Genomic DNA, 25,469 nt, shown 5'->3' with positions numbered 1-25,469 from the left:
GGTGTGAAACGCCTTATCCGGCCTACGTTATAAGCACTATCCTGTAGGCCTGATAAGCGTAGCGCCATCAGGCATTTTACATTCTACATGGCGACGATCAGAAGCGATGACCGGCTTTAAGAGGAACCGCTTCTTCACCCGCGTTGAACACATACGTCGTGTTCGGGCCGCCGAGCGTCGCCTGCCCCTTACTCACCTGAATCCAGTTGCCTTCCGGCAGGCCAATCACCGTTAACTCCGGCGCGACCACCAGCAGCTCGCGAATACGCTGTTCGCGGGTTTCGCCTTTGTGACCTTCCGGCAACGCGTTAGTGAAGTGCGGGTTAATCTGCAACGGGAACAGACCCAGCGCATCAAACCCTTGTGGGTCAACGATTGGCATATCGTTGGTGGTGCGAATGGTCGGACAGGCAAGGTTCGCGCCCGCGCTCCAGCCGATATACAACGCGCCACGCTTAACGGCAGCCACGATGGGCGCCAGCAGCCCACGTTCACGGCTCTCTTTTAGCAACTGGAAAGTGTTCCCACCGCCGACAATCACCACTTCCGCATCGGCAATCGCTGCGACCGGATCGGCGACGCTATGAATACCGGTCACTGAAACGCCGAGCGGCGCAAGGACTGCGGCGGTTTTCGCTGTGTAATCGTCCCAGGTTTGCGTGACGCCAGCAAACGGGAGAAACACCGCTGAACGGCGGCCATGCAGTTGTTCCGCCACCAGCGGCAGCGCGTGTTCCAGCCAGGCTTTTCCCGGCAGAGTGGAGTTACTCAATAACAGCAGTTCCATGACATCTCCAGTAATCAAAAAGTAAAAACATCCGTGATGCTACCACCGCTCATCTTACCGCTTGCTGATGTGGCTCACGATGTGGTTATCGATATTCTGGAACGCGTCTCGCAGGGGGATTTCGTGATGTCATCGACTTTATGAGCAGCGGTGAGCCGCATTCCTGTCATTCGACGCTTTTTCCCTGACCGCAAGGTGCGGTATATTTCGCTTTTACAGGAGAATTTATGCTGCCCGACTCATCTGTCCGATTAAATAAATACATCAGTGAAAGCGGAATTTGCTCGCGTCGCGAGGCGGATCGCTACATTGAACAAGGGAATGTCTTCATTAATGGCAAACGCGCCACCATTGGCGATCAGGTGATGCCTGGCGACGTGGTGAAGGTGAATGGTCGGTTGATTGAGCCGCGCGAAGCGGAAGATCTGGTCTTTATCGCGCTGAACAAACCGGTAGGGATTGTCAGTACCACGGAAGACAGCGAACGCGATAACATCGTGGATTTCGTGAACCACAGCAAACGTATTTTCCCGATTGGCCGCCTGGATAAAGACTCCCAGGGGCTTATCTTTCTTACCAATCACGGCGATCTGGTCAACAAAATCCTCCGTGCCGGTAACGATCACGAGAAAGAGTATCTGGTCACGGTTGATAAGCCAGTAACGGATGACTTTATTCGCGGTATGGGCGCGGGCGTCCCGATTCTCGGCACGGTGACCAAAAAGTGCAAGGTGAAGAAGGAAGCGCCGTTTGTTTTCCGCATTACCCTGATTCAGGGGCTGAACCGCCAGATCCGCCGCATGTGCGAGCACTTTGGCTATGAAGTGACGAAACTCGAACGCACGCGCATTATGAACGTGAGTTTATCCGGTCTGCCGCCCGGCGAGTGGCGGGATCTGACGGATGACGAACTCATCGCTCTGTTTAAGCTGATCGAAAACTCTTCATCAGAAGCCAAACCGACGTCGAAGGCGAAAGCGAAGCCGAAAACGGCGGGCATTAAGCGTCCGGTGGTGAAAATCGAAAAAACCAATGAGAAAGCGCGCCCGGCGTCAAACGGAAAACGCTTTACCTCGCCGGGGCGGAAGAAGAAAGGGCGTTAACGTTTGCCGCGCGTCGGCGTATTGGCCGACCAGGAAAACGACGCCTCAGTATCTGGTTTATAAGCCTGCTTTTTCTTCAACTGGCGGGCTTTTTTGGCCTCTGCTTCGCGCAGCGCCATTAACTTATCAATGTACTCCTTTTTCACGCTGTTGGTTTCCGCATTCGTGAGCGGACGGCCATGTGCAATGCGCGCGCGATCGAGCAGCGTTTTCAGTTCACGCTGCTCGCGCTCGGTCATCTCTTTTTGGGTGATGCGTGGGAGTGCCATAAATGTACCCTCGGTCAGTCAGATAACCCAGTGTACGGCAAAGTGCAGAGGCTGTGTAGGCCGGATAAGGCGTTAGCCACCATCCGGCGACGTGCACGGATTGCGCCTGATGGCGCTACGCTTATCAGGTCTACACCTTCACCCTATCACGCGGCTTCTCGGAAATCGGCTTGCCTGACCAGTAACCGGCCAGCAGTGAGCCAGAGAGGTTATGCCAGACCGAGAACAGCGCGCCGGGGAGCGCGGCCAGCGGAGAGAAGTAAATTTTACCGAGCGCCGCCGCAAGGCCGGAGTTCTGCATTCCAACTTCAATCGCCAGCGTGCGGCAGGTGGACTCATCAAAGCCAAACAGGCGACCGCCCCAGTAACCGCCGAGCAGACCAATGGTGTTGTGCAGGATCACCGCCACAATCACCACAAAACCAACGGATGCGATATGCGAGGCGGAACCGGCCACCACTGCGCTGATGATCGCCAGAATGCACACCATTGAGAACGCAGGCAGATAAGGCTCCACGGTTTTTACCACGCGAGGAAACAGGTGGTGAATGACCAGCCCAAGCGCGATTGGAACCACGACGATCTGTAAAATGCTGAGCAGCATCCCCATCACATCCACCTGAATATGCGCATCCACATACAGGCGCGTCAGCAGCGGTGTCGCGACCACGCCAACCAGCGTGGAAACCGATGAGATAGTAACCGAAAGCGCCACATCCCCTTTCGCCAGATAGATCATGACGTTAGATGCCGTTCCGCTGGCGACGCTGCCCACCAGTACCATCCCGGCTGAGAGGTCTGGCGGCATGTTAAACAGTATCGCCAGTAGCCAGGCGGCGAGCGGCATCACCAGATAATGCAGGAAAATACCGGCAGCGACAGGCGCCGGGCGGGAAAGCACGCGTTTAAAGTCGTCGAGCTTAAGGTGTACACCCATGCCGAACATAATCAGCATCAGCAGCGTAGTCACCCACGAGCCAATGGGGGTGAAGGTCGATGGCGTGTAATACGCAATAACAGAGAGCAGCAGCGCCCATAACGGGAACAGCCGGGTGATAACGGATAACATAATAAATTCCTTGCAGTATTGTCGTGTTGTTTAGTTATAAAAAAGCCGGGTTCGAGCCCGGCTATAGGTATTATTTATCGCGTGAGGAAATTTTATTCAAACAAATTATGATGAAGCTTCTGCACGACCTGCTCCGCTTCGGTGCCTGGCACCAGGAAACAGAGGTTATGGCTGGATGCGCCATAGCAAATCATGCGGATGTTGAACGGTTCCAGTACGCCGAACACTTCTTTACCGACGCCGCAGGCTTTAGACAGATCGTTGCCAATCAGCGCGACCAGCGCGAGATTTTCTTCCACTTCTACCCGGCATAGCGCGGAAAGCTCCATCAGCAAAGACTGCGTCAGCAGCGTGTCGCCCGTTGAAGTGGAACCGGTGGTATCCAGCGTCAGCGCCACGCTCACTTCCGAGGTGGTGATTAAATCTACGGAGATATTGTGCCGCGCCAGAATGCCGAACACTTCCGCCAGGAAACCACGCGAATGCAGCATATTCAGGCTGTGCAGCGTTAACAGCGTCTGTTTGCGACGCAGCGCCAGCGCGCGGAAGAGCGGTGGGTTTTGGGTTTTATTGCATACCAGCGTCCCGCCCGCTTTTGGATCTTTACTGGAGCCGACGAAAACCGGGATATCGCTGCGTACGGCGGGCAGCAGCGTTGCAGGGTGCAGCACCTTCGCGCCAAAGGTCGCCATTTCCGCTGCTTCTTCAAAGGCGATTTCATCGATACGCTGCGCGGCAGGCACCACGCGCGGGTCGGTGGTGTAGATACCCGGCACATCCGTCCAGATATCGACGCGCGCCGCGTGCAGCGCTTCTGCAAGCAGCGCCGCCGTGTAGTCGCTGCCGCCGCGTCCCAGCGTCGTTGTGCGGCCTTTGCTTTCGCTGCCGATAAAGCCCTGGGTGATGACCAGACCCTCTGCCAGGCGTGGGGCAAGCTGTAGCGTGGCCAGCTCCGACAGCGCTGCGATATCCGGTTCCGCGCGGCCAAAACGATCGCTGGTGCGCATCACCTTACGCACGTCAAACCACTGCGCCTGAATATTGCGCTCGCGCAGGATCTCCACAAACAGCAGTGTGGACATCAGCTCGCCGTGGCTCACCAGCTCGTCGGTCAGGGCCATTGACGTCGCCAGTGAAGCCGCTTCGGCAAGCGTGGTAATGTTTTCCAGCAGACGCTCGATCTCTTCGCGGATAACGTTCGGGTAACGCAGACGTTCCAGAATATCGAACTGAATTTTACGGATGGCGTCGAGTTTTTCGAAGCGCTCTGGCGGTTCCAGCCCTTCTGCCAGCGCTACCAGCAGATTGGTGACGCCCGCAGAGGCGGAAAGCACCACTAAGCGTGCGTTAGCATCGGAAAGCACCACGTCGGCGCTACGGTTCATGGCGTCAAAATCGGCGACGCTGGTTCCGCCAAATTTGGCGACGACGAGCGGGGAAACAGCTGTTGTCATATCAACCTCGTGTCAGGGAATGAAAAAAGCGACCATGGCACAAGGGCAGAACAGAAACCGGTGCAGGCGCAAATACCGTATTTATAAATAAAATGTGTGGCTGGGACTGTCAACGCCGGGATTATGCGGATTTTTTATGCTGTCCTGGCCCTCAGTAACAGTGCTTATAACGACTATACCCGTCATACTTCAAGTTGCAGATGTGTTGGCTGCACTCAGAAACCCCAGTCACATAGTTATCTATGCTCCTGGGGATTTCTTCCCTTGCCGCCTTCCTGCAACTCGAATTATTTAGGGTATATACTTTTCGCTGCTTTTTATCCGCGTTTGATTCGCGTTCGGGCTAACGGCACTAAAACAATCACACTTTTTTGTGACTGGCGTTACAATCGATCTCAGTCACAATTCTCAAATCAGAAGAGTATTGCTAATGAAAAACATCAATCCGACGCAGACTTCTGCCTGGCAGGCACTACAAAAACACTACGACGACATGAAGGACGTTACTATCGCGGATCTTTTCGCGAAAGATAGCGACCGTTTTACCCGATTTTCCGCGACGTTTGACGATTTGATGCTGGTGGATTTCTCCAAAAACCGCATCACCGAAGAGACGCTGGCGAAATTGCAGGATCTGGCGAAAGAGACCGATCTGGCCGGTGCGATTAAGTCCATGTTCTCTGGCGAAAAAATCAACCGTACTGAAGACCGTGCCGTGCTGCACGTTGCGCTGCGTAACCGTAGCAATACTCCGATTATCGTTGACGGCAAAGATGTGATGCCGGAAGTGAATGCGGTGCTGGAGAAGATGAAAGCCTTCTCTGAAGCGATTATTTCAGGTCAATGGAAAGGTTACACCGGTAAAGCGATCACTGACGTGGTCAACATCGGTATCGGTGGTTCCGACCTGGGGCCGTTCATGGTGACTGAAGCGCTGCGCCCGTACAAAAACCATCTGAATATGCACTTTGTGTCTAACGTCGATGGCACCCACATCGCCGAAGTGCTGAAGAAAGTAAACCCGGAAACCACCCTGTTCCTGGTGGCGTCTAAAACCTTCACAACGCAGGAAACCATGACCAACGCCCACAGCGCGCGCGACTGGTTCCTGAGCACCGCGAATGATGAAAAACACATCGCGAAACACTTTGCGGCGCTTTCCACCAATGCGAAAGCGGTGGGTGAGTTTGGGATCGACACCGCCAACATGTTCGAGTTCTGGGACTGGGTCGGCGGTCGTTACTCTCTGTGGTCGGCGATTGGCCTGTCTATCATCCTGTCTGTCGGCTTTGACAACTTCGTTGAACTGCTGTCCGGCGCGCATGCGATGGATAAACACTTCTCCACAACACCGGCTGAGAAAAACCTGCCGGTGCTGCTGGCGCTGATCGGTATCTGGTACAACAATTTCTTCGGCGCAGAAACCGAAGCGATTCTGCCGTACGACCAGTATATGCACCGTTTTGCGGCCTACTTCCAGCAGGGCAATATGGAGTCCAACGGCAAGTATGTTGACCGTAACGGCAATGCCGTAGACTACCAGACTGGCCCAATCATCTGGGGTGAACCGGGCACCAACGGCCAGCACGCGTTCTACCAGCTGATTCACCAGGGGACGAAGATGGTGCCTTGCGACTTTATCGCCCCGGCGATAACCCATAACCCGTTGTCCGATCACCATCAGAAACTGCTGTCTAACTTCTTCGCTCAGACCGAAGCGCTGGCGTTCGGCAAATCCCGCGAGGTGGTTGAGCAGGAATATCGCGATCAGGGGAAAGATCCGTCTCAGCTTGAGCATGTGGTGCCGTTCAAAGTGTTCGAAGGCAACCGCCCGACGAACTCCATCCTGCTGCGTGAAATCACGCCGTTTAGCCTGGGGGCGTTGATTGCGCTGTATGAGCACAAAATCTTCACTCAGGGCGCGATCCTGAACATCTTCACCTTCGACCAGTGGGGCGTTGAGCTGGGCAAACAGCTGGCTAACCGTATCCTGCCGGAACTGGGTGATGATAAAGCGATTTCCAGCCATGACAGTTCAACTAACGGTCTGATTAACCGTTATAAAGCATGGCGTGCCTGATGGCGTAACGCCCGGTGGCGCTACGCTTACCGGGCCTACAAATGGTGCGTCCTGTAGGCCGGATAAGGCGTTCCGCCGCCATCCGGCAGAAAAGTGATATATCTGTAATTAAAGCCGATATTATTATCTGCTTTTTTTATAAGATAATTCCGGTTGTCTGTGCTATTCCGCAAAAGTTTATATTGAGCTTAATCCTAAAATAATGAATAACCCGTAAGTTACTCGGTGTTATTTTCAGAGTATACGGATAATGAATATTGCATTGTTTTATTTTAATATGATGTTTTTAAAAGATATTTAATTAGAATATAAATGCCATTTCAGCCAAAAGTTTAATTATCCTAAAACCGCCTCGCTATTTAGACCTGTCGCAATCCACATGCTTTAGTTGTGTATACTCGATCCCGCCTGAAACGTTTTTCGGGTAAATCTCCATTCATTCAATGAAGGGATATTGTGATGAAAAAAGCTCTGTATGGCATTTTTGCCATATCTGCGCTTGCGGCGACTTCTGTCTGGGCCGCCCCCGTTCAGGTGGGTGAAGCAGCAGGGTCGGCGGCGACGTCGGTATCAGCGGGAAGTTCCTCCGCGACCAGCGTCAGCACCGTAAGCTCGGCGGTGGGCGTCGCTCTGGCGGCGACCGGCGGTGGCGATGGTTCTAATACCGGAACCACTACCACCACAACCACCAGTACCCAGTAACACCGGTACGTTTAATCATAACCACACTTCGGTGTGGTTATTTTAGCTTGCCTGAGCCTGTGGGACTTCCTGGCCGGGGCCACCCGGCAATAATGCGGAGAAGAGTCGTGAAGCGACCTGGAATTATCATCATTTGCCTGCTGTTACAGGCTTGCTCAGCCACCACTAAAGGTCTGGGTAATTCGCTGTGGGACAGTCTGTTCGGTACGCCGGGCGTACAACTGACGGACGATGACATTCAAAACATGCCTTATGCCAGCCAGTACATGCAACTCAATGGCGGGCCGCAGCTGTTTGTGGTGCTCGCTTTCGCAGAGAACGGGCAGCAGAAATGGGTGACGCAGGATCAGGCTACCATCGTGACCCAGCATGGCCGCCTGATTAAAACCCTGCTCGGCGGCGACAATCTGATCGGTGTGAACAATCTGGCGGCTGACCCATTGGCCAGACCGGCACAAATCGTAGATGGCGCAACGTGGACGCGCACGATGGGCTGGACGGAACATAAACAGGTGCGTTACGCCACCGCCCGCTCGGTCTTCAAATGGGATGGCACTGACAGCATTAAGGTCGGTAGCGATGTAACCGCCGTTCGCGTACTGGATGAAGAGGTTACAACCGACCAGACGCGCTGGCATAACCGCTACTGGATCGACAGCGAAGGGCAAATCCGCCAGTCGGAACAGTATCTGGGGGCGAACTACTTCCCGGTGAAAACCACGCTCATTAAGGCGGCAAAACAATGATGAAACAGACCATTGCAGCGCTGGCCCTGAGTTTGTGCGCTTCCTCATCTTTTGCCGCAGGCACCGTGAAGGTGTTTGCCGCAGGCAGCACTGAACCGAAGACGCTCACCGGCGCGGAACATCTGATCGATCTGGTCGGGCAGCCGAGACTGGCGAACAGCTGGTGGCCTGGCGCGGTTATCAGCGAAGAGCGGGCTACCGCCACGGCGCAGCGCCAGCAGCAGGAATTATTGGGCCGCCTGGCTGCGTTTGGCGCAGAGAAAAGCGGCGATGACGCCGCCGCAATCAATACGCTGCGCCAGCAGGTGCAGATGTTAAAAGTGACCGGCAGACAGCTCGTTAACCTTGACCCGGATACCGTACGCGTCAGCGAACGGGGCAATCCGCCGTTGCAGGGCCATTACACGCTGTGGGTCGGCGGGCAGCCGACGGATATCACGCTGTTTGGATTGGTTAGCCAGCCGGGTAAACGGCCCTTCAGCCCGGGGCGGGACGTGGCCAGCTACCTTGATGAGCAAAGCCTGCTCAGCGGGGCGGATCGCAGCTATGCGTGGGTTGTCTATCCCGACGGACGCACGCAGAAAGCGCCGGTCGCTTACTGGAACAAGCGTCACGTTGAGCCGATGCCTGGCAGCATCATTTTTGTCGGTCTTACGGATTCTCTATGGAGCAACACGCCGGATGCGCTTAACGCCGACATTCTTCGTACTCTGACGCAGCGGATACCCGAATAATGAAAAAAACACATCTGCTCAGCTTACTGGCGCTGGGCATCAGCGCAGCCTGCCATGCCGAAACATATCCGGCCCCCATTGGGCCGTCACAATCTGACTTCGGCGGCGTGGGACTGCTGCAAACGCCAACGGCGCGAATGGCGCGGGAAGGGGAGATGAGCCTGAACTATCGTGATAACGATCAGTATCGCTACTACTCCGCGTCGATACAGTTGTTCCCGTGGCTGGAAACCACGCTGCGCTATACCGACGTGCGTACCAGACAATACAGCAGCGTGGAGTCGTTTTCCGGCAACCAGACCTACAAAGACAAAGCCTTCGACCTGAAACTGCGGTTATGGGAAGAGAGCTACTGGATGCCGCAGGTGGCGGTCGGCGCAAGAGATATCGGCGGGACGGGGCTGTTCGATGCGGAATACATTGTGGCGAACAAAGCCTGGGGGCCGTTTGATTTCTCGCTCGGTCTTGGCTGGGGTTATCTGGGCACCAGCGGCAACGTGAGCAATCCGTTTTGCTCATACAGCGATAAATTCTGTCACCGCGATAACAGTTATAAACAGGCCGGTTCCGTCAACGGCAGCGATATGTTCCACGGGCCAGCGTCGCTGTTTGGCGGGGTGGAGTATCAAACGCCCTGGCAGCCGCTGCGCCTGAAACTGGAGTATGAAGGCAACAATTATCAGCAGGATTTCGCGGGTAAGCTGGAGCAGAAGAGCAAGTTTAACGTCGGCGCCATTTACCGCGTCACCGATTGGGCCGACGTTAACCTCAGCTATGAACGCGGCAACACCTTCATGTTTGGCGTGACGCTGCGGACAAACTTCAACGATTTGCGCCCATCGTATAACGATAACGCGCGACCGAAATATCAGCCTGAGCCGCAGGACGCCATCCTGCAACACTCGGTCGTCGCTAACCAGTTGACGCTGCTAAAATACAACGCCGGACTGGCGGACCCTAAAATTCAGGTGAAAGGCGATACGCTGTACGTCACCGGCGAGCAGGTGAAATACCGTGACTCGCGGGAAGGGATCGAACGCGCGAATCGGGTCGTCATGAACGATCTGCCAGAAGGGATTCGCACGATCCGCGTGACGGAAAACCGTCTCAATATGCCGCAGGTCACTACGGAAACCGATGTCGCCAGCCTGAAACGCCATCTGGAAGGCGAGCCATTAGGACACGAGACCCCACTGGCGCAAAAACGTGTGGAGCCGATCGTGCCGGAAACAACCGAGCAGGGTTGGTATATCGATAAATCGCGCTTTGATTTCCATATCGATCCGGTGTTGAACCAGTCTGTCGGCGGCCCGGAAAATTTCTATATGTACCAGCTTGGCGTGATGGGGACGGCGGATCTGTGGGTAACGGATCATCTGCTTACCACCGGCAGTCTGTTTGCCAATATCGCCAACAATTACGACAAATTTAACTACACCAACCCACCGAACGATTCGCATCTTCCGCGTGTGCGTACCCATGTGCGTGAATATGTGCAGAACGATATCTATGTGAATAACCTGCAAGCCAACTACTTCCAGTACCTCGGCAACGGTTTCTACGGCCAGGTTTACGGCGGTTATCTGGAGACCATGTACGGCGGCGCAGGGGCGGAAGTGCTGTATCGCCCGGTTGACAGCAACTGGGCGTTTGGTCTTGACGCTAACTACGTGAAACAGCGTGACTGGCGTAGCGCGCAGGATATGATGAAATTCACCGATTACAGCGTGAAAACCGGCCACTTGACCGCCTACTGGACGCCGTCGTTCGCGCAGGATGTGCTGGTGAAAGCGAGCGTCGGTCAATATCTGGCTGGCGACAAGGGCGGTACGCTGGAAATCGCGAAACGCTTTGACAGCGGCGTGGTGGTTGGCGGCTATGCCACGATCACCGATGTGTCGCCGGACGAGTACGGGGAAGGGGATTTCACCAAAGGCGTGTACGTGTCGGTGCCGTTGGATCTCTTCTCGTCCAGCCCAACCCGCAGCCGCGCAGCGATTGGCTGGACGCCGCTGACGCGTGACGGCGGTCAGCAGCTTGGCCGGAAGTTTGGTCTGTACGATATGACCAGCGACCGCAACGTGAATTTCCGCTGATCGAGCCGTTTGCCAGCCGGATGGCGCTACGCTTATCCGGCAATTTACAGGCGACGCAATAATTTTGCCGGGTTTCCGGCATATACGCCTTTCTCGGTGATCGATTTAGTGACCACGCTTCCCGCGCCGATCACTGTGCCGTCGCAAATGCTGACGGCCAGGATGGTCGCGCCGCTGCCGATGGAAACATTGCTGCCGATCTCAATTCGCCCCCAGTTCTGCCTGTTCGGGTCAGGCTTTCCTTCACGAAACATGTCGTTAGCGAACATTACGCCGTGGCCGATAAAGCAATCGCGTCCAATCGTGACATATTCGCAAACAAACGTATGGGACTGAATTTTTGTGTTTGCGCCAATCTGTGTATTGCCCTGTATTTCGACAAAAGGTCCGATGAAAACATTGTCGCCAAGCTGGCAGTCGTACAGGTTTGCGGGCTCATAAATCACCACATTTTCACCGCAGGTGACGTTGCGGACGGTAGCGTGTTTTAACTGCATTTTCCCTTCTCTTTGAAACATGCCATGACAGAGATAATTCTCCGCTGACCTTTGCTGCACAAAACATAAACAAAAAATATAGATCTCCGTCACATTTTTGCGTTATACAGGAACCTTGCTACTGAGAAAGAGGGTGCTGCTATGACGTCACTATCTCGTCCACGCGTGGAGTTTATCTCCACGATCCTACAGACCGTGCTGAATCTTGGGCTGTTAAGTCTGGGCCTGATCCTGGTCGTTTTCCTCGGTAAAGAGACCTTACATCTGGCGGATGTGCTGTTTGCGCCGGAGCAAACCAGCAAATACGAGCTGGTGGAAGGGCTGGTGGTCTACTTTCTCTACTTTGAGTTTATTGCGTTGATTGTGAAGTACTTCCAGTCAGGTTTTCATTTCCCGCTGCGCTACTTTGTCTATATCGGGATCACCGCGATTGTGCGGCTGATCATCGTCGATCATAAATCGCCGATGGATGTGCTGATCTACTCTGCGGCGATCCTGTTATTGGTGATCACCCTGTGGTTATGTAATTCGAAACGGCTAAAACGGGAATAAAAAAAGGCGCTCCGAGGAGCGCCGAAGAACAGTCACAAGTTGGGATAATATAAGTTGAGGGTTGCAGTGGCATTGCCCGTTTCCGGGCAGGTACATCAATGAAACTTAGCCTTTCACACCGCCTGCCGTCAGGCCGTTGACCAGCCAACGTTGGGCCAGCAGGAACACCAGCGTGATCGGGATGGCGGACAACACGGCTGCGGCGGCAAAATCACCCCACAGATAGTTTTGCGGGTTGAGGTACTGCTGCATACCTACCGCCAGGGTATAGCTGTTTACATCACGCAGTAACAGCGAGGCGACAGGAACTTCAGTGATGGCGGCAATGAACGACAGAATAAAGACCACCGCCAGAATCGGCACCGAGAGCGGTAGCAGCACCAGGCGGAAAGCCTGCCACGGCGTCGCGCCATCCAGCGCCGCCGCTTCTTCCAGCGAACCGTCGATGGTTTCAAAATAGCCTTTAATCGTCCAGACGTGCAGCGCAATCCCGCCCAGGTAAGCGAAAATCACCCCGCCGTGGGTATTCAGACCGATAAACGGAATGTACTGGCCGAGACGGTCGAACAACGCGTACAACGCCACCAGTGACAGCACCGCCGGGAACATCTGGAAAATCAGCATCCCTTTGAGCAACGTCGCTTTGCCGGGAAAGCGCATACGGGCAAACGCGTAAGCGCAGGTCGTAGAGAGCGCCACGATGCCAATGGCGGTGATCGCCGCGACTTTGATCGAGTTCCACAGCCATAACAGAACCGGGAAGGGGGGCGGCGTGACACGGCCATCAGCGTGTTCCACGCTGAAGCCCAATGCCAGCCGCCAGTGCTCCCAGGAGATGCGTTCCGGGATCAGGCTCCCGGTTGCGAAGTTGCCTTCACGCAGCGAAATGGCGACGACCATCAGCAGCGGGAACATGATTGCCGCGATAAAAATCAGCAGCCCTAAGTGCGTGATAAAGAGACGCAGCTTTTGAGATTTGGGTTGAACCATTGCCATTGTTGTTATCTCCCTTAATCAAACTTCATACGCGTGGCTTTCAGGTTCACGATGGCCAGCGCGCCAACCAGCAGGAAGATCAGCGTGGCGATCGCGGCCGCCAGACCGAAGTCCTGGCCCCCGCCGCCTTCAAAGGCGATGCGGTAGGTATAGCTCACGAGCAGGTCGGTATAACCGGCTGGCGTAGTGGTGCCGAGGCGGTCCGGGCCGCCGTTGGTCAGAAGCTGAATCAGTACGAAGTTGTTAAAGTTAAAGGCAAAGCTGGCGATCATCAGCGGCGTCAGCGGCTTAATCAGCAGCGGGAATGTAATCTTAAAGAAGTTCTGGAACGGACCCGCGCCGTCCATTGCCGAGGCTTCGTACAGATCGTCTGGAATCGCTTTCAGCAGGCCCATGCAGAGGATCATCATGTACGGATAGCCCAGCCAGGTGTTGACGATAATGACCATCGTGCGGGCGGTGTTCGGGTCGCTGAACCAGGCCGGTTTGAGGCCAAACAGAGCGCTCAGCATCATGTTGATCTCACCAAAGCTCTGGTTGAACAAACCTTTGAAGATCAGAATCGAGATGAACGACGGCACCGCATACGGCAGAATCAGCAGCACGCGGTAAATCGCTTTACCTTTCAGCGCTTCCCACTGTACGAGGCAGGCCAGCACCATCCCAACCGCCACGGTCAGCAGCACGGTGAGAACTGAGAACACCACGGTCCAGACGAAGATCGCGAAGAACGGTTTCTGGATGCCCTCGTCAGTAAAGACGCGGGAGAAATTGTCCCAGCCGATGGTCACGGTGTAGCCTGGGCTCAGTTTTTCGTCGCCCCAGTTGCCGTCCGCGTTGATGGCCTGATAGTAGCCAATATCGTTGTTTGGCCGGTACGCCACGCCGCTCTGGTTATTTGTCAGCGTGCCGTCGCTGGCAAGGGTATAGAGCGGCTGGGTACCGGAAAACTGGCGCAGCGAGCTCATGATGACCTTGCTTTCATCGGGTAAAACGGCGGTAAGCTGGTTCAGCGCCTGACGATTTTGGGTGATGATGCGCAGGTTGGCGCGTTCACCGGTCGGCAGCGCGTCAGCCTCTTTCAGTTGCAGTTTTTGTTCGCCGCCGAATTTAAAGGCGTCGGAGAGATAATTCTTGCCGGTTTCGCCGTCGGTGAGGGCCAGTTGCCACTCGTCACCCGCCGGATACAGGCCAAAGTTATAGGTTTTGCCCGCCTGATAAGAACGATCCATCAGCACCTGCTGGGCGCGTTCAAAGGTGAGCTGGTTGGTGCTGCTGTAGTTGGTAAAGGCGATGGCGATAGTGCAGACCAGCGGGAACAGGACAAACAGCCCCATGCCGGCCATACCCGGATAAACATAGCGCCAGGCATAGGTTTTACGATTCGCGAAAATATACAGGCCAGCAGAGCTTAAAATCAGCGTCATGATGGCAAACAGGTACTCCCCTTGTGCGTACATTAAAACTACAAGGTAACCCACCAGCAGGCCCAGCAGACCAATCGCTGACCACTTCAGCGCGTCGCTTTTCCACCAATGTTTCTTTTTAATGACATCCATGGGGATCTTCCTCTACAACTTTGAAATCCTGTAGGTCAGCGTGCCTGATGGCGCTGCGCTTCTCCGGCCTACCTGTTCTGTAGGCCGGAGAAGGCATTGATGCCACCATCCGGCACACGACCTGAACATTACTTGGTGATACGTCCCTGCGCGTCTTTCAGCGCGGCGTCGACAGTCTGACGACCGCTGGCAGCGTTGATAACTGCCGTACGAACCGCATACCAGAAGGCTGACATCTGCGGAATGTTCGGCATGATTTCGCCTTTCTGGGCGTTATCCATCGTGGCGGCGATACGCGGATCTTTCGCTAACTGATCCTGGAAGGATTTCAGCGCAACCGCGCCCAGCGGTTTGTCCTTGTTCACGACGTCCAGACCCTGATCGGTCAGCAGGTAGTTTTCGAGGAACTCTTTCGCCAGCTCTTTGTTCGGGCTGGCGGCGTTAATGCCCGCGCTCAGCACGCCAACGAACGGTTTAGACGGTTTGCCTTTGAATGTCGGCAGCAGTGTCACGCCGTAATTGATTTTGCTCTTGTCGATGTTTGACCACGCCCACGGACCGTTGATGGTCATCGCCGTTTCGCCTTTGTTAAAGGCGGCTTCCGCGATGGAGTAATCGGTATCGGCGTTCATGTGTTTGTTTTTGATCATATCGACCAGGAAGCCCAGACCGGCTTTCGCCCCTGCGCTGTCTACGCCGACATCTTTCACGTCATACTTACCGTTCTCAAACTTGAACGCGTAACCGCCATCGGCGGCAATCAGCGGCCAGGTGAAGTACGGTTCTTGCAGGTTGAACATCAGCGCGCTCTTACCTTTCGCCTTCAGCTCTTTATCCAGCGCCGGGATCTCTTCCCAGGTTTTCGGCGGGTTCGGAACGAGGTCTTTGTTGTAAATCAGGGACAGTGCTTCAACCGCGATCGGGTAGGCGATCAGCTTGCCGTTGTAACGTACTGCATCCCAGGTGAACGGATAGAGTTTGTCCTGGAACGCCTGGTCCGGGGTGATCTCAGCCAGCAGGCCAGACTGTGCGTAGCCGCCAAAACGGTCATGCGCCCAGAAGATGATGTCCGGGCCGTCACCGGTGGCCGCAACCTGAGGGAATTTCTCTTCCAGCTTGTCCGGGTGCTCAACGGTGACTTTAATGCCAGTGTCTTGTTCGAATTTTTTGCCCACTTCAGCGAGGCCGTTGTAGCCTTTGTCGCCGTTAATCCAGATAACCAGCTTACCTTCTTCAATCTTGGCGAGAGCCGAGGCGGAAAACATCATCGTCGTCAGTGCGGACAATGCGAGGATGCGTGCGCCAGTTTTGATTTTCATATCTCCCATCCTTTTTGGTGATGTGCTCGTGGATACACAGAGGTGGCTTAACGGTATCTAGTTTCTTTATACGACAACCTCTTTCCATCCTCCTTACCCCTACGCCCCACCCCTTCTTTATGTGATCTGTGTTGCATAAATGTGAGTAATGCGTGTTGGCGCACATAAAAGCACCGCGATTTTTGCAGGTGACATCACGAAATTCCTCGGCGGGGCGCGGCCCGGGTCTCAGACGCTGCTCCCTCATCCTCCCGCCTCCTCCCCCATAAAAAAGCCGGGGGGTGGAGGATTTACGCAATCAAGGGATAACGCATAGTCAGGCCATCATGAATGTTGCTGTCGATGACAGGTTGTAACGAAGGGAGAAGGGCATGGCGAGCGTACAGCTACGAAATGTAACGAAAGCCTGGGGTGACGTGGTGGTATCGAAAGATATCAATCTCGACATTCACGAAGGGGAATTCGTGGTGTTTGTCGGACCGTCAGGCTGCGGGAAATCGACCTTGCTGCGTATGATCGCCGGACTTGAAACCATCACCAGCGGAGATCTGTTCATTGGGGAAGCCCGTATGAACGACATCCCGCCCGCCGAACGCGGCGTGGGGATGGTCTTCCAGTCCTATGCGCTCTATCCCCACCTGTCCGTGGCAGAAAACATGTCTTTTGGTTTGAAGCTGGCGGGGGCCAAAAAAGAGGTGATGAATCAGCGTGTGAATCAGGTGGCGGAAGTGCTGCAACTGGCGCACCTGCTGGAGCGCAAGCCGAAAGCGCTCTCCGGCGGCCAGCGCCAGCGCGTGGCGATAGGCCGCACGCTGGTGGCGGAACCGCGCGTGTTCCTGCTTGATGAGCCGCTGTCTAACCTTGATGCCGCCCTGCGCGTGCAGATGCGTATCGAAATCTCCCGCCTGCATAAGCGTCTGGGCCGCACGATGATTTACGTCACCCACGATCAGGTCGAAGCGATGACGCTGGCCGACAAAATCGTGGTGCTGGATGCCGGCCGCGTGGCGCAGGTCGGTAAGCCGCTGGAGCTGTACCACTATCCGGCGGATCGCTTCGTCGCGGGCTTTATCGGTTCCCCGAAAATGAACTTCCTGCCGGTGAAAGTCACTGCGACCGCTATCGAGCAGGTGCAGGTTGAGCTGCCGAACCGCCAGAACGTCTGGCTGCCGGTAGAAAGCAACGGCGTTCAGGTCGGGGCAAATATGTCGTTAGGTATTCGTCCAGAGCATCTGCTGCCCAGCGACATCGCCGATGTCACCCTGGAAGGCGAGGTTCAGGTCGTCGAACAACTTGGTCACGAAACACAAATTCATATCCAGATCCCCGCCATTCGTCAAAACCTGGTTTACCGCCAGAACGACGTGGTGTTGGTAGAAGAGGGTGCCACATTCGCTATCGGTCTGCCGCCAGAGCGTTGCCATCTGTTCCGTGAAGATGGTTCCGCATGCCGTCGGCTGCATAAGGAGCCGGGCGTTTAAGGTCCCCATTAAAAAAACAAAACGCAAAACCATTCGAGGATGTATCGAGGCGGCAAGTGAAAGAACACCGCCAACAAAGAGGCAGTCCGAAGGGGGACGCGTTTAAAGAAAAGCAATGATCTCAGGAGATAGAATAATGATTACTCTGCGCAAACTTCCTCTGGCGGTTGCCGTCGCAGCAGGCGTTATGTCTGCTCAGGCAATGGCAGTGGATTTCCATGGTTATGCTCGTTCCGGTATCGGCTGGACGGGTAGTGGCGGCGAACAACAATGTTTCCAGGCAACTGGCGCTCAAAGTAAATACCGTCTTGGTAACGAATGTGAAACCTATGCGGAATTGAAACTGGGTCAGGAAGTGTGGAAAGAAGGCGACAAGAGCTTTTATTTCGACACTAACGTGGCCTACTCCGTAGCGCAACAGAATGACTGGGAAGCAACCGATCCGGCGTTCCGTGAAGCCAACGTGCAGGGTAAAAACCTGATTGACTGGCTGCCAGGCTCCACCATCTGGGCGGGTAAGCGCTTCTATCAGCGTCATGACGTTCACATGATCGACTTCTACTACTGGGATATTTCTGGTCCTGGTGCGGGTATCGAAAACATCGACCTGGGCTTCGGTAAACTGTCTCTGGCAGCGACCCGCTCTCAGGAAGCCGGTGGTTCCTACACCTTCAGCAGCCAGGATATTTACAACTCTTCTAAAGACACCGCCAACGACGTCTTCGACGTGCGTTTAGCCGGTCTGGAAACGAACCCGGACGGCGTGCTGGAACTGGGTGTCGACTATGGTCGCGCAAACACCACTGACGATTATCGTCTGGCTGACGGCGCATCTAAAGACGGCTGGATGTTCACTGCTGAACATACCCAGAGCATGCTGAAGGGCTACAACAAGTTTGTGGTTCAGTACGCCACTGACGCGATGACCACGCAGGGTAAAGGTATTCCTCAGGGTTCTTACGGCTCGACTTTTGATATCGGCGAAGGCGACGATCAGCTCCATTATGTCGATCGTTACGTCAATAACAACGGTAAGCTGTGGCGTATTCTGGACCACGGGGCGATCTCTCTGGGCGACCGTTGGGACCTGATGTACGTCGGTATGTTCCAGAAACAGGACCTGGATAACGATCTGGGTACTGACTGGTGGACCGTGGGCGTTCGTCCGATGTTCAAATGGACGCCGATCATGAGCACCCTGCTGGAAGTCGGTTACGACAACGTCAAATCTCAGCAGACTGGCGATCGCAACAACCAGTACAAAATCACCCTGGCGCAACAATGGCAGGCTGGCGACAGCATCTGGTCCCGCCCGGCCATCCGTCTCTTCGCAACCTACGCGAAGTGGGATGAGAAATGGGGTTACATCAAAGACGGCGATAACACATTGCGTTATGCCGCATCGAATAACTCCGGCTTCAACACAACCAGCCGTGGCGACAACGATGAGTGGTCCTTCGGCGCCCAGATGGAAATCTGGTGGTAATACGTGACATAACGAGGGGGGCGCAAGTCCCCCGGTAACGAGATGCAGGCCGGATAAGGCGTAGCCGCTATCCGGCATTATCTGCACCGTTTCTCGCGGTTTAGCGCGCTATTGCCTGGCCACCGCTGAACCCGTGCTATCTGAGGTGATAACAATGAAAATGAAGAAAAGTCTCGTCGCCCTTTGTTTATCGGCGGGGTTGCTGGCAAGCGCACCAGGCATCAGCCTGGCGGATGTAAACTATGTTCCGCAAAACACCAGCGCAGCGCCTGCGATTCCGACCACCGCACTACAACAACTCACCTGGACGCCTGTCGACCAGTCCAGTACGCAGTCCACACAGCTTTCTACCGGTGGTCAGCGGCTTGACGTCGCCGGTATTACAGGCCCGGTTGCCGCGTATAGCGTACCGGCGAACATCGGTGAGCTCACGCTGACATTGAGCAGCGAAGTTAACAAACAAACCAGCGTATTTGCACCGAACGTGCTGATTCTCGACCAGAACCTGACGCCTTCAGCGTTTTTCCCCAGCAGCTACTTTACCTACCAGGCCCCCGGCGTGATGAGCGCGGATCGTCTGGAAGGGGTAATGCGTCTGACGCCCGCGCTGGGCCAGCAGAAGCTGTATGTTCTGGTGTTTACCACCAATAACGATCTCCAGCAGACCACCACGCTGCTTGACCCGGCAAAAGCGTATGCGAAAGGCGTGGGTAATGCCGTCCCGGATATTCCCGATCCGATCGCGCGCCACACGACTGATGGCCTGCTGAAACTGAAAGTGAAAACCAACAGCAGCTCCAGCGTACTGGTTGGCCCGCTGTTTGGTTCTTCCGGTCCGGGACCTGTCACCGTCGGCAACACTGCGGCACCGGCGACCGCCTATACCGCACCAGCCGTTGCCGCGCCAGCGCCTGCCCCGGCGAAGAAAAGCGAGCCAATGCTGAACGACACGGAAAGCTACTTCAACAATGCGATTAAGGACGCGGTAGCGAAAGGTGACGTTGATAAAGCTCTGAAACTGCTTGATGAAGCCGAACGCCTGGGATCGACATCTGCCCGTTCCACGTTTATCAGCAGTGTAAAAGGCAAGGGGTAAGCGTCTCCCCACATTGCTGATTTTGCAACAACTGGTGCGTCTCCTGGCGCACCTTTTTTTTAGCATTCCATGCGAGTTGTTACACTTCTGTTGCGCAACCGATCACTTAATTATGTTTACGCCTCCCGTAATCTCTTTTCTGCGATACAATGCCTTTACGTTATTAAACGGAGAGTACGGCATGTCACACCCTGCGTTAACGCAACTGCGTGCGCTGCGCTATTTTAAAGAGATTCCTGCGCTGGATTCCCGGTTGCTCGACTGGTTACTTCTGGAAGATTCCATGACCAAACGTTTTGAGCAAGAAGGGAAACGGGTAAGCGTGACATTGCTTCGGGAAGCGTTTGTTGGTCCACATGAAGTGGCTGAAGAGGTGGCGCTGCTACCGGTCGAATCCCGCTACTGGTTACGTGAAATTTTGTTATGTGCAGACGGCAAACCCTGGCTTGCCGGGCGTACCGTCGTGCCTGAATCAACGTTGTGCGGCCCTGAGCTGGCCTTACAAAATCTGGGAAAAACGCCGTTAGGGTGTTACCTGTTTACATCATCAACGTTGACCCGAGATTTTATTGAGATTGGTCGTGATGCCGCATTGTGGGGGCGTCGTTCCCGCCTGCGTCTGAGCGGTAAGCCGCTGATGCTTACCGAGCTGTTTTTGCCCGCATCACCGTTGTATTAAGAGGAAAACAAAATGGAGTGGAGTCTGACGCAGAATAAGCTGTTGGCGTTTCACCGCCTGATGCGTACGGATAAGCCAATCGGCGCCTTACTGCTGCTCTGGCCGACATTATGGGCGCTGTGGGTAGCAACGCCGGGAGTACCGCAACTGTGGATTCTGGCGGTGTTTGTCGCCGGGGTCTGGTTAATGCGCGCCGCCGGTTGCGTGGTCAACGATTATGCCGATCGTAAGTTTGATGGACATGTGAAACGCACGGCCAACCGACCGTTGCCCAGCGGGGCGGTCACGGAGAAAGAGGCGCGCACGCTGTTTGTCGTACTGGTAGCGCTCTCTTTCCTGCTGGTATTAACGCTGAATACGATGACCATTCTGCTGTCGATTGCGGCGCTGGCGCTGGCGTGGGTCTATCCCTTCATGAAGCGTTACACCCATTTGCCGCAGGTTGTGCTGGGCGCGGCGTTCGGCTGGTCTATTCCTATGGCGTTTGCGGCGGTGAGTGAGTCCGTGCCGCTGAGCTGCTGGCTGATGTTCCTGGCCAATATCCTCTGGGCGGTGGCCTACGACACGCAGTACGCGATGGTTGACCGGGACGACGATCTGAAAATCGGCATTAAATCGACGGCCATTCTGTTCGGGCGACATGACAAACTTATTATCGGGATTTTGCAGATTGCGGTGCTGGCGCTAATGGCGCTGATTGGCTGGCTGAACGGGCTGGGCTGGGGGTATTACTGGTCGGTGCTGGTGGCCGGCGCGCTGTTTGTGTATCAGCAGAAACTGATTATCGGGCGCGAACGTGAAGCCTGTTTTAAAGCGTTTATGAACAATAACTACGTCGGCCTGGTGCTGTTTTTAGGGCTGGCGATGAGTTACGTTGGCTGAAAAAAAGCCCGGTAGCGCTTACCGGGCCTACATAACATATTGCGCAGAACGTAGGCCGGGTAGGGCGAAGCCGCCACCTGGCTTTTTATTGTCACTCGCCCTGCGTTGCGCTCTCAATGGTCAGACGCACATCCGACGTGATCAAATCGGCCAACATCTGATACACCTTCATCGTCTGCTCAGGCTCGGCGTCACCGGTATCGCTGATGTATTTCTCATCACGCAGAGTCAGCACCAGAGAACTGAACACCGCTTTATCGAAGAACTCCGGCGCGTTAATGCCGTGCAGAACGGAAAGACGTTGCGCGACCGTGCGGCTCTCTTTTTCCAGCGTACCACGGTTGATCGACGGATTCGCGCTCAGCAGCCAGAAGGTGATGGCATAGCGTTGCAGCGTTTCGCGCGCGCCAGCCGCCAGCAGTTGCAGCGTGCGAGAATGTGCCGGATTGATATGCAGCTCATCGTTCTGCACGGCGATCAGCCCCTGACGTTGCATCTCACTGCTCAGCGCGTCAATCACGCTGGCAAGCTCATCGTGTTCCCAGCGCAGGAACAGTTCCGCTTTCAGCATCGGATAGAGCACGTCAACATGCTGCATCAGCGCGTCACGCGAGATGTGGCGGTGCTGGGTAATGATGGCCGCCATCAGGGAAGGCAGAACCAGCATATGCGCGATGTTGTTGCGATAGTAGGTCATCAACACGGCCTGCTCGCGCGGCAGAATGATGATATCGCCGATAGTGTCTTTCTCGACCTCAAACTTGTTCATCTGCAAGGCGTGGTCGATCAGTTCACTGGCGCTCTGCGCAGGAACCGTAGAATCCGCCGCGTACGGCACGTTGCGCAGCAGACTCAGATAGCAGTCGAGCTGTTCAGTCAGCTGCTCACGGGTCAGAGAGCGCTGGCGGGAAGCCAGCAGCGCGGTGCAGCACAGGTTCATGGCGTTGGCCGCACCGGCGTTGTTAATGCGCACCATCAGATCGGCGGCAATGTTATTCACCGTCGGCGTCAGCCAGGCCGGGCGGATAGACTCGATAGGATCGATGGATTCACGCCACTCCGGCACATGCTGGTTGAGGTAAGTCATCAATGGCATCGGTTCGCCAAAGTTGACGTAGCCCTGGCCCAGATTACGCAGTTTGCTTAAACCACGCAGCATTTGCGGCAGGCTCTCTTTTTCTTTCGTCGCGCCACGCAGCTCTTTGGCGTAAGTGCCCACTTCCATCACATGCTCATAGCCGATGTAGATCGGCACCAGCGTGATAGGACGCGTGCCGCCGCGCAACATCGCCTGAATGGTCATCGACAGCGTGCCGGTTTTCGGGTCGAGCAGACGACCGGTACGCGAGCGACCGCCTTCGACGAAATATTCGACCGAGTAACCACGGCTGAACAGCTCGCCCAGGTATTCACGGAATACGGTGGAGTAGAGCTTGTTGCCCTTGAAGGTACGACGAATAAAGAACGCGCCCAGACGGCGGAAAATCGGACCCGCCGGCCAGAAGTTCAGGTTGATGCCCGCAGCGATATGCGGCGGCACCAGCCCCTGGTGATACAGCACGTAGGAAAGCAGCATATAGTCCATATGGCTGCGGTGGCAGGGCACATAGACAATTTCATGCCCGTCGTGCGCCAACTGGCGAACGCGCTCGGCGTTATGGACGTTAATCCCCTGATAAAGACGGTTCCAGGTAAAGCCCAGAATACGGTCGGTCAGACGGATCATCTCGTAGGAGAAGTTGGCGGCAATCTCTTCCATCAGCGCAATGGCGTTTTGCTGCGCCTTTTCATGGGAGATTTTTTTGCTGCGCGCTTCATCTTCCACGGCGCGAGCGATGGCTTTTGAAGCCAGCAGCTTGTTAAACAGATCCTGACGGGCTGGCAGACGCGGCCCGACCGCCGCCAGACGTTGACGGGCGAAGTGCATACGCGCCACGCGCGCCAGTTTCTGCGCTATTGTCTTGTCAGTGCCGTGTTCGTCAGCCATCCGACGCAAAGACACGGACGGCGAGAAACGAACAAAGCTGTCGCGTCCCAGCCAGGAGACGGCAAAGAATTTCTGCACGCCGTTCAGCATACGTAAAGGCGGGTTCTCTTCTCCTTTTTCGCGCCCCGGAGAGCGGCCAAACATCACCGATACCGGCACCATTTGCACATCCAGATCGGGATTGCTGCGGTGGAGATCGAGATAGTTGTGGAAAAGCTTAATGGACTCTTCTTTTGGCGTGTAATAGGTGAAGACACGCGGCCCGCCGTGAATAAAGACATAACGCGGCAGCAGCGTTCCGTCGATCTCCAGCGGCTCCAGCGGGTCGGGAAGATCGTGCGCCAGACACTGGGCGCGTAGCGTCAGCAGGTCTGCTTTGGAGTTGTACGGCAATACGTACATAATAGGGCGCGATGTATCAAGTCCCAACTCCGGGGCAGGATCTGCCGGAATAGACTTGCTTTTTACCAGCACGCTTAATGGTAAATTCAGTAATTTGTAGTAAATTCGTGGCCAGCCGGACATAAACGATGTAAAGCCTCTGGTTAATAATGCAAATGCGCTGCAAGGATATCAGAAAGTCTGGTGAATTTCTGGTGTATCCCGTCATACTTCGCGCTGCGTTGCCGTCGCCCGAATCATACGGGCCAACGATATAATTTCATTGACGCTAATAATGCAAAAAGGTTCTTTTAATGGCCAATAATACCACTGGATTCACCCGAATCATTAAAGCCGCAGGCTATTCCTGGAAAGGTTTTCGCGCCGCATGGGTCAACGAAGCGGCGTTTCGCCAGGAAAGCATCGCCGTGCTGGCAGGTGTGCTGATTGCCTGCTGGCTGGATGTGGATGCCATTACTCGCGTACTGCTGATTGGTTCCGTGATGCTGGTGATGATTGTTGAAATCCTTAACAGCGCCATTGAAGCTGTTGTTGACCGTATTGGCTCTGAATACCATGAACTCTCCGGCCGCGCGAAGGACATGGGGTCTGCGGCGGTGCTGCTGTCTATTTTCGTCGCGCTGATGACCTGGGGTCTCCTGCTATGGTCACATTTCCGCTAAGGTTTTTTCGATAAAGATTCCATAACGGTATAAAACTCCTGTTTTCTGCGCAGTTTATGGTTCCAAAATCACCTTTAGCTGTATATACTCACAGCATAACTGTATATACACCCAGGGGGCGGAATGAAAGCGTTAACGGCCAGGCAGCAAGAGGTGTTTGATCTCATTCGGGATCACATCAGCCAGACAGGTATGCCACCAACGCGTGCGGAGATCGCGCAGCGTTTGGGGTTCCGTTCCCCAAACGCCGCTGAAGAACACCTGAAAGCGCTGGCGCGTAAAGGGGTGATTGAAATTGTTTCCGGCGCATCGCGCGGTATTCGCCTGCTTCTGGACGAAGAAGAAGGGTTGCCGCTGGTCGGTCGTGTCGCCGCCGGTGAACCGCTGCTGGCGCAGCAGCATATCGAAGGCCATTATCAGGTCGATCCCTCGCTGTTTAAACCCAATGCTGATTTTCTGCTGCGTGTTAGCGGCATGTCGATGAAAGATATCGGAATTATGGACGGCGATCTGCTGGCGGTGCATAAAACTCAGGATGTCCGTAACGGCCAGGTGGTTGTGGCGCGTATTGACGATGAAGTCACGGTAAAACGCCTGAAAAAACAGGGCAATAAAGTTGAACTTTTGCCAGAAAATAGCGAATTTAAACCGATTGTGGTTGATCTGCGTGAGCAGAGCTTCACCATCGAAGGACTGGCGGTAGGCGTTATCCGTAACGGTGAATGGCTGTAATCAGGCGCTGGCATAACGCCTGATGGCGCTGCGCTTATCAGGCCTACAAATATCCCCGTAGGCCGGATAAGGCATTTACGCCGCCATCCGGCAAATGTG

At 54.9% G+C, this 25,469-nt stretch carries 23 protein-coding genes; 14 read left to right on the top strand and 9 right to left on the bottom strand.

Annotated features, from left to right (window positions below; translation table 11 throughout):
• Positions 1–97 precede the first annotated feature (97 nt).
• Positions 98–787: a dipeptidase PepE gene (gene pepE, locus FD428_RS20175; RefSeq protein WP_110494811.1), complete on the bottom strand. Its 690-nt coding sequence runs from the start codon at positions 785–787 to the stop codon at positions 98–100.
• A gap of 227 nt (positions 788–1,014) precedes the next feature.
• Here pepE and rluF point away from each other — a divergent pair, with 227 nt between their 5' ends.
• Positions 1,015–1,890, top strand: coding sequence for a 23S rRNA pseudouridine(2604) synthase RluF (gene rluF / locus FD428_RS20170; RefSeq protein ID WP_012134668.1), 876 nt, complete (start codon positions 1,015–1,017; stop codon positions 1,888–1,890).
• Here rluF and FD428_RS20165 read toward each other — a convergent pair.
• From FD428_RS20165 to lysC, 3 genes are all read right to left on the bottom strand, one after another.
• Positions 1,887–2,159 carry a DUF3811 domain-containing protein gene (locus tag FD428_RS20165; protein WP_114848716.1) on the bottom strand — a complete coding sequence of 91 codons (273 nt, stop codon included), beginning with the start codon at positions 2,157–2,159 and terminating at the stop codon, positions 1,887–1,889. The genes rluF and FD428_RS20165 overlap by 4 nt on opposite strands.
• Positions 2,160–2,289: 130 nt before the next feature.
• Positions 2,290–3,228: a ketopantoate/pantoate/pantothenate transporter PanS gene (gene panS, locus FD428_RS20160; RefSeq protein ID WP_114848715.1), complete on the bottom strand. Its 939-nt coding sequence runs from the start codon at positions 3,226–3,228 to the stop codon at positions 2,290–2,292.
• A gap of 92 nt (positions 3,229–3,320) precedes the next feature.
• Entirely contained in the window at positions 3,321–4,682 is a 1,362-nt protein-coding gene (gene lysC / locus FD428_RS20155) for a lysine-sensitive aspartokinase 3 (protein ID WP_012134664.1), read from the bottom strand.
• A 430-nt stretch (positions 4,683–5,112) separates the two neighbouring features.
• Here lysC and pgi point away from each other — a divergent pair, with 430 nt between their 5' ends.
• The 5 genes from pgi to FD428_RS20130 all read left to right on the top strand — a co-directional run bounded on the left by pgi (position 5,113) and on the right by FD428_RS20130 (position 11,040).
• Entirely contained in the window at positions 5,113–6,762 is a 1,650-nt protein-coding gene (gene pgi / locus FD428_RS20150) for a glucose-6-phosphate isomerase (protein ID WP_114848714.1), read from the top strand.
• 459 nt (positions 6,763–7,221) lie between these two features.
• Positions 7,222–7,464 (top strand): exopolysaccharide production protein YjbE, encoded by a 243-nt coding sequence (gene yjbE / locus FD428_RS20145; protein WP_012134661.1) that lies wholly within the window; start codon positions 7,222–7,224, stop codon positions 7,462–7,464.
• A 107-nt stretch (positions 7,465–7,571) separates the two neighbouring features.
• Positions 7,572–8,210, top strand: a complete 639-nt coding sequence (locus FD428_RS20140; protein WP_114848713.1) for a YjbF family lipoprotein — start codon at positions 7,572–7,574, stop codon at positions 8,208–8,210.
• Positions 8,207–8,944 (top strand): capsule biosynthesis GfcC family protein, encoded by a 738-nt coding sequence (locus FD428_RS20135; protein WP_071257659.1) that lies wholly within the window; start codon positions 8,207–8,209, stop codon positions 8,942–8,944. The genes FD428_RS20140 and FD428_RS20135 overlap by 4 nt, the downstream gene beginning before the upstream one ends.
• Positions 8,944–11,040, top strand: coding sequence for a YjbH domain-containing protein (locus FD428_RS20130; protein WP_114848712.1), 2,097 nt, complete (start codon positions 8,944–8,946; stop codon positions 11,038–11,040). The genes FD428_RS20135 and FD428_RS20130 overlap by 1 nt, the downstream gene beginning before the upstream one ends.
• A gap of 44 nt (positions 11,041–11,084) precedes the next feature.
• Here FD428_RS20130 and FD428_RS20125 read toward each other — a convergent pair whose 3' ends face one another.
• The gene (locus FD428_RS20125) at positions 11,085–11,537 is read right to left on the bottom strand and encodes an acyltransferase (RefSeq protein WP_024130839.1); all 453 of its coding nucleotides are present in this window, start codon (positions 11,535–11,537) and stop codon (positions 11,085–11,087) included.
• Positions 11,538–11,678: 141 nt separating this feature from the next.
• Here FD428_RS20125 and psiE point away from each other — a divergent pair, with 141 nt between their 5' ends.
• On the top strand, positions 11,679–12,089 hold the full coding sequence (gene psiE / locus FD428_RS20120) for a phosphate-starvation-inducible protein PsiE (RefSeq protein WP_012907714.1): 411 nt from the start codon (positions 11,679–11,681) through the stop codon (positions 12,087–12,089).
• Between the two features lie 105 nt (positions 12,090–12,194).
• On the opposite strand, the gene malG is transcribed toward psiE, so the two are convergent.
• The 3 genes from malG to malE all read right to left on the bottom strand — a co-directional run bounded on the left by malG (position 12,195) and on the right by malE (position 15,963).
• Positions 12,195–13,085 (bottom strand): maltose ABC transporter permease MalG, encoded by an 891-nt coding sequence (malG, locus tag FD428_RS20115; RefSeq protein WP_012134654.1) that lies wholly within the window; start codon positions 13,083–13,085, stop codon positions 12,195–12,197.
• 14 nt (positions 13,086–13,099) lie between these two features.
• Positions 13,100–14,644, bottom strand: coding sequence for a maltose ABC transporter permease MalF (malF, locus tag FD428_RS20110; RefSeq protein ID WP_114848711.1), 1,545 nt, complete (start codon positions 14,642–14,644; stop codon positions 13,100–13,102).
• Between the two features lie 128 nt (positions 14,645–14,772).
• Positions 14,773–15,963 carry a maltose/maltodextrin ABC transporter substrate-binding protein MalE gene (gene malE / locus FD428_RS20105; RefSeq protein ID WP_049012001.1) on the bottom strand — a complete coding sequence of 397 codons (1,191 nt, stop codon included), beginning with the start codon at positions 15,961–15,963 and terminating at the stop codon, positions 14,773–14,775.
• A gap of 371 nt (positions 15,964–16,334) precedes the next feature.
• Here malE and malK point away from each other — a divergent pair, with 371 nt between their 5' ends.
• The 5 genes from malK (at position 16,335) to ubiA (ending at position 21,587) form a co-directional block, all read left to right on the top strand.
• Complete coding sequence (malK, locus tag FD428_RS20100) at positions 16,335–17,444, top strand: maltose/maltodextrin ABC transporter ATP-binding protein MalK (protein ID WP_012134650.1); 1,110 nt, start codon at positions 16,335–16,337, stop codon at positions 17,442–17,444.
• Positions 17,445–17,577: 133 nt separating this feature from the next.
• Positions 17,578–18,930, top strand: coding sequence for a maltoporin (locus tag FD428_RS20095; RefSeq protein WP_024130837.1), 1,353 nt, complete (start codon positions 17,578–17,580; stop codon positions 18,928–18,930).
• 154 nt (positions 18,931–19,084) lie between these two features.
• The gene (malM, locus tag FD428_RS20090) at positions 19,085–20,026 is read left to right on the top strand and encodes a maltose operon protein MalM (RefSeq protein WP_114848710.1); all 942 of its coding nucleotides are present in this window, start codon (positions 19,085–19,087) and stop codon (positions 20,024–20,026) included.
• A gap of 181 nt (positions 20,027–20,207) precedes the next feature.
• On the top strand, positions 20,208–20,705 hold the full coding sequence (ubiC, locus tag FD428_RS20085) for a chorismate lyase (RefSeq protein ID WP_114848709.1): 498 nt from the start codon (positions 20,208–20,210) through the stop codon (positions 20,703–20,705).
• 12 nt (positions 20,706–20,717) lie between these two features.
• Positions 20,718–21,587: a 4-hydroxybenzoate octaprenyltransferase gene (gene ubiA / locus FD428_RS20080; RefSeq protein ID WP_049011994.1), complete on the top strand. Its 870-nt coding sequence runs from the start codon at positions 20,718–20,720 to the stop codon at positions 21,585–21,587.
• Positions 21,588–21,678: 91 nt separating this feature from the next.
• Here ubiA and plsB read toward each other — a convergent pair whose 3' ends face one another.
• Positions 21,679–24,099 (bottom strand): glycerol-3-phosphate 1-O-acyltransferase PlsB, encoded by a 2,421-nt coding sequence (gene plsB, locus FD428_RS20075; RefSeq protein ID WP_049011993.1) that lies wholly within the window; start codon positions 24,097–24,099, stop codon positions 21,679–21,681.
• Positions 24,100–24,269: 170 nt separating this feature from the next.
• Between plsB and FD428_RS20070 the strand changes: the two genes are divergently transcribed.
• Together FD428_RS20070 and lexA are read left to right on the top strand one after the other, a co-directional pair.
• Positions 24,270–24,638: a diacylglycerol kinase gene (locus tag FD428_RS20070; protein ID WP_012134643.1), complete on the top strand. Its 369-nt coding sequence runs from the start codon at positions 24,270–24,272 to the stop codon at positions 24,636–24,638.
• Between the two features lie 123 nt (positions 24,639–24,761).
• Positions 24,762–25,370 carry a transcriptional repressor LexA gene (gene lexA / locus FD428_RS20065; protein ID WP_012134642.1) on the top strand — a complete coding sequence of 203 codons (609 nt, stop codon included), beginning with the start codon at positions 24,762–24,764 and terminating at the stop codon, positions 25,368–25,370.
• Positions 25,371–25,469 lie beyond the last annotated feature (99 nt).

The organism is Citrobacter sp. TBCP-5362 (genome assembly GCF_005406305.1).
Lineage (GTDB): Bacteria > Pseudomonadota > Gammaproteobacteria > Enterobacterales > Enterobacteriaceae > Citrobacter_B > Citrobacter_B koseri.
The sequence above is the reverse complement of the archived record's forward strand: the minus strand, read 5'-3'. Positions and strand labels throughout refer to the sequence as shown.

What these genes read in the sequence shown, in the direction of transcription:
- pepE (WP_110494811.1), bottom strand. Translation starts at nt 787, where the DNA reads ATGGAACTGCTGTTATTGAGTAACTCCACTCTGCCGGGAAAAGCCTGG.
- rluF (WP_012134668.1), top strand. Translation starts at nt 1,015, where the DNA reads ATGCTGCCCGACTCATCTGTCCGATTAAATAAATACATCAGTGAAAGC.
- FD428_RS20165 (WP_114848716.1), bottom strand. Translation starts at nt 2,159, where the DNA reads ATGGCACTCCCACGCATCACCCAAAAAGAGATGACCGAGCGCGAGCAG.
- panS (WP_114848715.1), bottom strand. Translation starts at nt 3,228, where the DNA reads ATGTTATCCGTTATCACCCGGCTGTTCCCGTTATGGGCGCTGCTGCTC.
- lysC (WP_012134664.1), bottom strand. Translation starts at nt 4,682, where the DNA reads ATGACAACAGCTGTTTCCCCGCTCGTCGTCGCCAAATTTGGCGGAACC.
- pgi (WP_114848714.1), top strand. Translation starts at nt 5,113, where the DNA reads ATGAAAAACATCAATCCGACGCAGACTTCTGCCTGGCAGGCACTACAA.
- yjbE (WP_012134661.1), top strand. Translation starts at nt 7,222, where the DNA reads ATGAAAAAAGCTCTGTATGGCATTTTTGCCATATCTGCGCTTGCGGCG.
- FD428_RS20135 (WP_071257659.1), top strand. Translation starts at nt 8,207, where the DNA reads ATGATGAAACAGACCATTGCAGCGCTGGCCCTGAGTTTGTGCGCTTCC.
- FD428_RS20130 (WP_114848712.1), top strand. Translation starts at nt 8,944, where the DNA reads ATGAAAAAAACACATCTGCTCAGCTTACTGGCGCTGGGCATCAGCGCA.
- FD428_RS20125 (WP_024130839.1), bottom strand. Translation starts at nt 11,537, where the DNA reads ATGCAGTTAAAACACGCTACCGTCCGCAACGTCACCTGCGGTGAAAAT.
- psiE (WP_012907714.1), top strand. Translation starts at nt 11,679, where the DNA reads ATGACGTCACTATCTCGTCCACGCGTGGAGTTTATCTCCACGATCCTA.
- malG (WP_012134654.1), bottom strand. Translation starts at nt 13,085, where the DNA reads ATGGCAATGGTTCAACCCAAATCTCAAAAGCTGCGTCTCTTTATCACG.
- malF (WP_114848711.1), bottom strand. Translation starts at nt 14,644, where the DNA reads ATGGATGTCATTAAAAAGAAACATTGGTGGAAAAGCGACGCGCTGAAG.
- malE (WP_049012001.1), bottom strand. Translation starts at nt 15,963, where the DNA reads ATGAAAATCAAAACTGGCGCACGCATCCTCGCATTGTCCGCACTGACG.
- malK (WP_012134650.1), top strand. Translation starts at nt 16,335, where the DNA reads ATGGCGAGCGTACAGCTACGAAATGTAACGAAAGCCTGGGGTGACGTG.
- malM (WP_114848710.1), top strand. Translation starts at nt 19,085, where the DNA reads ATGAAAATGAAGAAAAGTCTCGTCGCCCTTTGTTTATCGGCGGGGTTG.
- ubiC (WP_114848709.1), top strand. Translation starts at nt 20,208, where the DNA reads ATGTCACACCCTGCGTTAACGCAACTGCGTGCGCTGCGCTATTTTAAA.
- ubiA (WP_049011994.1), top strand. Translation starts at nt 20,718, where the DNA reads ATGGAGTGGAGTCTGACGCAGAATAAGCTGTTGGCGTTTCACCGCCTG.
- plsB (WP_049011993.1), bottom strand. Translation starts at nt 24,099, where the DNA reads ATGTCCGGCTGGCCACGAATTTACTACAAATTACTGAATTTACCATTA.
- FD428_RS20070 (WP_012134643.1), top strand. Translation starts at nt 24,270, where the DNA reads ATGGCCAATAATACCACTGGATTCACCCGAATCATTAAAGCCGCAGGC.
- lexA (WP_012134642.1), top strand. Translation starts at nt 24,762, where the DNA reads ATGAAAGCGTTAACGGCCAGGCAGCAAGAGGTGTTTGATCTCATTCGG.